The organism is Brevibacillus sp. FIR094, from assembly GCF_050477165.1.
In the GTDB taxonomy this organism is placed as follows: Bacteria; Bacillota; Bacilli; order Brevibacillales; family Brevibacillaceae; genus Brevibacillus.
This window is the reverse complement of record NZ_JBEAES010000055.1, coordinates 19,825-27,507: the sequence shown is the minus strand read 5'-3', so window position 1 is coordinate 27,507 and position 7,683 is coordinate 19,825. Positions and strand designations below refer to the sequence as shown.

Genomic DNA, 7,683 nt, shown 5'->3' with positions numbered 1-7,683 from the left:
GAATACGATTCAGGAGGTGCTTTTTCCTTGTCTCAATTTATTGGGTCACTTCACTATGTAGCCGTTGGGGGATTTTTTTCTAGAATCAAAAAGCTTGCAGAGGACAGGTCTGGGTATTTCTGTTCAATCTTTCGCGTAACGGAGAAATCATTGTACTTTTTCAAGTAGTCCAAGATATCTCGGTCTTTAATCATATCGACGACTTGAGGCTCTGTCCCATCCGTTACCTTCGTGTAGAGAATGACATGCTTTTTGGCGCAAGAGAAGATGTCATCCAATGTTTTCTCGAAGTCTTCCTCATCGGTAATGTGATACAGCACATCCAGGCAAACGACCAGATCACTTTTCAAGTATCCATGATTGTAAAAGGATTTCGGATGGTATAAAAGAAAGCTTTTCGCCGAATCCTTCCCAAACATTCTGGCACACATCTGTACCGAAGTCGGTGAAATGTCCAACCCCAAGTAATTGGTATATTTCATAAAGAGAAGTTGATTGCCGTCTCCGCAGCCAAATTCAATGACGCTTTTCACTTGCTGCTCCTTGATGTATTCATTGATGACTTCTGCTTTAAAAAGAGCTAGCACGCCATAGGAGCCAAGTCCAGAATTTCCACCCGAAGCGTAATTATCCTCCCAGTATTTCCGATAATCAAAAGCGGATTGATTTTCCGTACTCATGGTGAGCTTCCCCACTTTCTGCCTTCGAAAATGATGTGTCGTTGCACAGTTTATGCGCGAGAACGATTTTCATGAAAAAAGGCTCCGCCAAGTCATGTTGGCGAAGCCTTCCTTGTCATCGAATGTCGGATTAATACGGGCCCCAGTTAATCAATACCCCAATAACGATAAACACGATGGAGAGTGCTGTCCATACCGCTGTGAGCGGAAGCATGAACTTCAGCCACTTGCCGTAGGAAATGCCACTCATCGCCAAAATACTCATCAGGACACCTGAGGTCGGATTAATGCAGTTGACCACACCTTCGCCTAGCATCAGAGCCTCTACGGCCACTTGGCGCGTAATGCCCATCAGGTCAGCCAATGGTGCCAACAGCGGCATCAGCATAACAGCTTCACCTGAACCGGACGAAATCAAGAAGTGTAGCCCGGCGCTTCCGAGGAACATCCCAATTGCACCTGCCATCGGTGAGAGCGGCTCCAGAATGGTAGCAAGCCCGTACACGATGGTATCAAGGAACTTCCCATCTTCCAAGATGACCGTGATCGCACGTGCCATACCGACAATCAAAGCCCCATAAATCAGTCCCTGACAGCCTTTTAAGAACGTTTTGGCGATATCGTTTCCGCTCATCTTATTGAGCAAGCCTACACCAATCGCAATAAAAATAAAGATTCCGGACATCTCGTTTACGTCCCATTTGAACAAGATCGTGCAGACGATAAAACCAATCAGAACGATCCCAGTAAACGCCAAGATCAATTTGTGACGGGTTGTAAAATCAACAGTTTTCGTGTCTACTTCCATCGTAGTCGAACCATTATCAGAAGGAAAGAGCTCGTTCCCCAAGATACTCTTGTTTTGACGAACCTTCCGCGCGTAACGCCCGATGTACAGAATGGTTACGATCACAAACGTAACGTAAATGATGGTGCGGTAGCCGATACCTGAAAACAGCGGCAGCTCCGCAATTTGTTGGGACAAGCCCAGCGTTCCTGGAAAGGCAATTGTCGTATTGAATCCGGCATACACACCCAGATAAATCAGAGCCACTCCGAAGATCGCATCCATTTTCATCGCTCTCGCAATCATGATGCCAAGCGGAACGAAAGCAATGACGGAGTTGACGATGACACCCAACGTACCCAATACGGAAAAGACGGAAGTGATCAAAATAACCAGTAGCCACTCTCGATTTCCTAATTTTCGGACCATGGTCAGAATCGCTGCGTTAAGTGCACCTGTCTTATCCAAAACAGCTAAAGCACCGCCTGTGAACAAAACGAGGAAGATGATCGGCGCGCCTTTGACCATCCCTGTCTGGATCGCGGTAAAAAACTCGACAAAGCCTGTAGGATTTGGCTCCACCGCATGATAGCTGCCCGGGACAACCGTTGTCACATTGCCGTTTTTTACACGGTCAAATTCTCCTGTCGGAACCACATAGGTAGCCAATGCACATAGAAGTAAGATGCAAAACAAAAGGACGTAGGCGTCTAGCCGAAATAAGCTTTTCTTTTTTAGTTGCTTGCTCTCTGTCATAAGGTAACCCCCTGCGTGTGTAGCGCTTCTCTAAGAATGTTGGGCAGCTTCATAAATCGCAGCTGTCATAATTTTTGCCCCATAAATCAAGGCATCCGTCTGAAAAGTCATCTGTGGATGATGCAAGACTGGCGTGAGCCCACATCCCAGACCAATCATCGTCGTAGCCAGCTCAGGACGGTGAATCGCGTAAAAATGGAAGTCCTCTCCGCCTGGTGTCACACATGTATCGGCAATTTTGTCGTCACCCAACACTTGCCCAATTGCCTTTTGGGCTACTTGGATCATGTTCGCATTGGCGACCGCAGCCGGTGTGACTCCTGACCATTCCCACTCCACATCCATGCCCGTTAAAGCCCCTGTCTGACTCATGGCATGCTCGGTCTTTCTCCGCAATTCTGCCATGCCTTCATTGGACTGTGCCCGTACATCGAGGCTAAAGGTCGCTCGATCAGGGATGACGTTCACCGTTTCTCCCCCTGCTTGTAATTGGGTCATCTTCACGGAAAAAGAGCATCCATCTTGCAGACGAATGTTTTGCAACGCAATAACCAAAAACGAAGCGGCTTCGATGACATTTTTACCGAGCGCCGGACGTGCTCCGTGTGCTTGCAGACCTGTAATCGTCCCTCTGATGGAACTGGATGATCCATGCAAAATCGCCGGAGCAGCGCTACCATACGGCACTTCCATTTCCGGACGCAGATGAACGCCGATCAGCTTTGTAACGCCTTCCAGGGCGCCATCCTTCATCATCTGCAAGGCTCCGCCCATTTTCTCTTCAGCAGGCTGGAACAGAAAGCGCATCGTTTTCGGCGGTACCACTCCGCTTGCTTGAATCGCAAGGGCGCTGTAGAGAGCCAGTGTCGAGTGAGCATCGTGTCCGCATGAGTGATTCGGTCTCACTACGCCGTCCACTTCCTGCACGAGTGCATCCATATCCGCGCGCAAAGCCACGATTTCAGCACTCTCTCCAGGAATCTCTGCGTAAAAGCCGTGATGCCCTTCGAAGCATGTGACGGCAATTCCAGCCGCCTCCAGGCGTTCCCGCAAATATCTCGCTGTTTTCTCCTCGTGCCAGCTCGGCTCCGCCAATTGATGTAAATCTTTGTATGTTCGCACTATTCCGTCGCGATGCTCGTCCATATATAAGAACGGATTCATCCGATCCATCATCCTCCCTGATGTCTTCTCTAGTATCTCTCTTTGCTCTACCGGATGTATAGCAAGAATTGTGCCAAAACTATATTATTATAAAAGTTAAGCATTTCTGAACAATATCAGATTTTTAGGTTATAATATAGGTTGTTTTTTACAGATATCCAACCCAATATTTCCACCCAAATCAAAAATCTAATCGGCAGATATAAAGGAGTCGCATCATGATCAAACAGAAACCATGCATCTTGTTGATGACCCGGCTAGAGACGATCAGCCTGCTGTTTGCAAACACGCTCACGTCTTTTTTCGGCAACCGCTTGGACATCATTCGAAACCATATGCAAGAACAGCTTCACCAAAGTGTGTACGATGAAGTTGATCTCATCCTCGTTTCGGACACGAGTCTCTTACACGATCAGCCAGTTCCTCCGTCAGACATCCCCGTGCTGCTAGCAAGGCGCACGATTGACATTAACAAATTGGATCAACTCATGGATTTGTCGCCAGGAACGCGCTGTTTATTTGTTTCCAACTCCATCGAAATGGTAGGAGGCGCGATTGAGCTCTTGTTTCATCTCGGATTCTCTCATCTGACATTTGTACCCTACGTACCTGATACCGAAACGCCGCTTCCTGAAAAAGATCAAATCGATGTCGCTGTCTGTCATGGACTCAGAGACTTGATTCCTGCCCTTTTTGAAAACGTCATTGAGTTGGGGCACCGCCCTTTGGATTTGACGACGATCTTTGATATTTCGCGCCTGCTTGATCTGTCTCCGGATAAGGCAAACCTGTACACGGCTGACTTCATCAGCGATTTCGTCCATATCGGGCGCAAGCTGACCAGCTCGGTACACAATGAACGGAAGCTGAATGAAAAGCTGAGCTCCATTTTAAATGCTGTCCATGAAGGCATCATTGGCACAGATGCCAGAGGGAATATCACTGTGCTGAACAAAGAAGCCGAGAAAATTTTGCATATGACTGAAACCACTTGCATTGGGCGAAATGTAGCGGAGGTCATTCCCGAATTTCTTATTCTGGAAGTAGTAGAATCACACACGGAAGTAACGAAGCAGGTATTGGAATTCCGCGATTTGTACCTTTTGGTGACCAAGATTCCCACGTTCTTGGATGATCAGTTTCTAGGCGCAGTCATTACTTTTCAGGACGTGACGAAGGTACAGCAGATCGAACAGGAAATACGAACGAAGAGTGCCAATCTCGGACTGATGACCAAGTATTCGTTTGACAATATCATCGGCAAAAGCCCGTCCATTCAAGCCAACAAGCGCGTGGCGACCAAGCTGGCCGAAAGCGACTTTACGATTCTCATCACAGGGGAAAACGGAACCGGGAAGGAAGTTTTTGCCCAAGCCATCCATCAACACTCGACACGCCGTGACGGTCCATTCGTCCCTGTCAATTTTGCAGGGCTGACCGAGAGCTTGGTAGAAAGCGAATTGTTCGGGTACGAGGAAGGTTCTTTTACCGGAGCACGAAAAGGCGGAAAGATGGGGCTATTCGAGCTGGCTCACAACGGGACCATTTTTCTGGACGAGATTGGGGATGCCCCGCTGAGCATCCAGGCGTCACTGCTTCGTGTTCTTCAGGAAAAGCAGGTCATGCGCGTAGGGGGCTATCGCGTCATTCCAGTCAATGTCCGCGTCATCGCCGCTACCAATTGCAACCTGATGGAAATGGTCAAAAAAGGGACATTCCGCGAGGATTTGTACTACAGACTGAATGTCCTGCCGTTGCACATCCAGCCCCTGCGTGATCGTCCCGATGATATTTTGGTGCTGATCGATTATTTCTTACAGAAAAAAAAGCAGCGTCTGTCCTTCTCACGGGAAGTGACGGAACAGCTACTCTGTTACGATTGGCCAGGCAATATTCGCGAGTTGGAAAATTTCATTCACTATGCGGTCGTCATCGCAGAGGGGAATCAGGTCGAGTTGGCTCATTTGCCGGAGCGTTTTTTTGCGGGGCATGTCTCTACTCCGCCACTTCTCTCTCACCGGGATGATACGCTGGAAGATACGATCCGGTATTTGTCCAGGCAAGGTTCCTTGGGAGATTACGTAGCGATTCTGCAAGTACTGTCTGATTGCTACAAGCGTCAGGAACGTATTGGACGCAGTGCCCTGCTCGCGAGAATAGAGAGTCCCTCCATGACTGAAGCCCAAATCAGGCACAAGCTGACGGCGCTGGATCGCGCTGGATGCGTCTCCATCGGCGTTAAGAAGCAAGGGACGCAGATCACTGCATTTGGGCAGCAGGTGTTGACGGCTTTGCTGATTAAGGAAAAGGGATAATTTGGGTTGTCTTCTAACATTCGTGGAGTCCGAAGCCCTGCCACATGTTTTCCAGTCGCCTGTATCCTCTCTTCGTTCGGGCGGTCTCCTTCCAAACATATGGCAGTACCTTTACAGCAGTGTTATATTATTCATGTTTTTAGTCAGTTTGTCAGTGACTGCAAAGGAGCTTCCTTTATACACTTCTTGAATCACTCACAAGATGTTGACCAAAGCTACGTAGAAGAAGTGCATTTCCAGTCCAAGCGCCTCTGGAGCCCTACTCAGCTTCGGAATAAATGGCGGGGAATTTCAGCTTTTATTACATACAAAAACGCATTCGCGTTTTCTGGTTTGAAGCGCTCCCGCCATTTATTCCGAAGCGACCAGTCAATCCCCCTTGCTTGGGCGTAGGCCGAAGCGTAGACTGGAAATGCACTTCTTCCCTCCACTACAGCATCGATACTTGCATATAAAAAAAGCGGCAGGCTTTAGCTCCTCCGCTTTAGTACTTTTACCTAAGTAGTCACGATGGACGACTCTATTTTTTCTGGTTGAATCATAGGCAAAATAGGCAGCTCCATCAAATTCCGATGCTTACCCGGCCCGTAGTAATCCTGCTCAGCATGAGCCAGACGGAAGCCATAGGCAGACAAGGCGCGAATAGAAGATGCGTTCGTTTCACTCACCGTAACTTGCACGGTGCGAAGTGTCGGGAATTGGCGCAGGGCTTGCAGTCTGGCTTCGATTAGCCGTTTTCCGATGCCTTGGCCTTGAAACTCCTTGCTCACATTGCTGAACAGAAGCCATCCAGTCGTCTGGTACATATCAATTCCGGCGCAGCTAAAACCGATGAGCTGGCCGTTATAGGTCGCCTTGAATATCAGCTCAGGAAACAGCTCCATATATTTTTTCAGCTCATGCAAGTTCATTCGATCGGGTAATGTCATATCCGCCAACGTAATCATTTCCGCAAAATCATCTCTTACGACGCGCTCAATCTGCACTTCCACCCTACCCGCCTCCTGTACATTCGCTCTTACAATTACACTGTAGCAAACGGGTATAAAGCTGGAATGGATGTCGTGTGAAAGTACTGTAAAATTCATTGCATCAGCTGAACAAACGTCTATAGAAGCGGAATGTATATAGATATTTTCATCGCCTCAGGAAAGCTCGAACCCCTCACATCTGTCACTTCAAAATCCGGCCCCTCGCCTCTCTCATAATTCGATTGAGGCAACCATGTTCCGTAAATGTAGCGACGTGTGTTTTGCACGAGGTCGGCATCACCCGTTACTTTGAATTCCGCGTATTTTCCGCCAGGCAAGACGAGTGAAATAAAGCCCTCAGGCAATTCATCAGGAGCTCGATGCACAGCCTCCCCGATCACAAAAGAAAAGCTCCCGTCATCTTCAAATTCGCAGGCGATTCCGTACGACATATCTTCCGCCGCTTTATTCGGAATCCGCAAATAGTCTTGATTACGGCCGAATTCATAATAAAAGCCTGGTATGTCTTTAAAATGCTGTTCATCCTGTAAGCTCGTCTGGAACCTGCGCCCAATGATACAAATGTCATCTAATGTCGCGATGGTTGGTTTGTTCATCGTGATCTCTCCTTTGATCGTTTGGCGAAGGGCCAAGAAGTCCATTTTGGCTAGATAAGGAAGCGAATGATTATCTTTGCGATACCTTCCAGGTGTAATCCCGAACTGCTTCTCAAAAGCGCGTGTCAATGCTTCCTGCGACTGGTATTGATAAGCCACAGCAATTTCGAGCACATTGTCACTTGTCTGTTTTAGCGCAAGTGCAGCTTCCGACAGCCTGCGCTTGCGAATGTACTCCTGTACGCTGAAGCCTGAGATTGCCTGAAACAGCCGCTGAAAATGAAACGCGGAGAAATGCGCTTGAGAAGCAATTTCTGTGATGTTCATTTCTTCCTGAAGATGCTCTTCCACATAATCAATCGCGTCCTGAATCCGCTTGTACGTGTCCATCTT

The 7,683-nt window shown here is 48.0% G+C and carries 6 protein-coding genes; 1 reads left to right on the top strand and 5 read right to left on the bottom strand.

The genetic code is table 11. The features are described 5' to 3' along the window. Positions 1-53: 53 nt before the first annotated feature. From ACQ5DJ_RS28440 to ACQ5DJ_RS28430, 3 genes are all read right to left on the bottom strand, one after another. Complete coding sequence (locus ACQ5DJ_RS28440) at positions 54-680, bottom strand: class I SAM-dependent methyltransferase (RefSeq protein ID WP_429845382.1); 627 nt, start codon at positions 678-680, stop codon at positions 54-56. A gap of 130 nt (positions 681-810) precedes the next feature. Next, positions 811-2,223, bottom strand: a complete 1,413-nt coding sequence (locus ACQ5DJ_RS28435; RefSeq protein ID WP_429845381.1) for a YfcC family protein — start codon at positions 2,221-2,223, stop codon at positions 811-813. Between the two features lie 30 nt (positions 2,224-2,253). Beyond that, positions 2,254-3,387, bottom strand: a complete 1,134-nt coding sequence (locus tag ACQ5DJ_RS28430; RefSeq protein ID WP_429845380.1) for a M20 peptidase aminoacylase family protein — start codon at positions 3,385-3,387, stop codon at positions 2,254-2,256. Between the two features lie 218 nt (positions 3,388-3,605). On the opposite strand from ACQ5DJ_RS28430, the gene ACQ5DJ_RS28425 reads away from it, so the two are divergent. Further along, on the top strand, positions 3,606-5,702 hold the full coding sequence (locus ACQ5DJ_RS28425) for a sigma-54 interaction domain-containing protein (protein ID WP_429845379.1): 2,097 nt from the start codon (positions 3,606-3,608) through the stop codon (positions 5,700-5,702). Between the two features lie 497 nt (positions 5,703-6,199). Here the strand turns inward: ACQ5DJ_RS28425 and ACQ5DJ_RS28420 are convergent, their stop codons facing one another. Then, on the bottom strand, positions 6,200-6,694 hold the full coding sequence (locus ACQ5DJ_RS28420) for a GNAT family N-acetyltransferase (protein ID WP_035984911.1): 495 nt from the start codon (positions 6,692-6,694) through the stop codon (positions 6,200-6,202). 116 nt (positions 6,695-6,810) lie between these two features. Next, the gene (locus tag ACQ5DJ_RS28415; RefSeq protein ID WP_429845378.1) at positions 6,811-7,680 is read right to left on the bottom strand and encodes an AraC family transcriptional regulator; all 870 of its coding nucleotides are present in this window, start codon (positions 7,678-7,680) and stop codon (positions 6,811-6,813) included. Between the last annotated feature and the right edge of the window lie 3 nt (positions 7,681-7,683).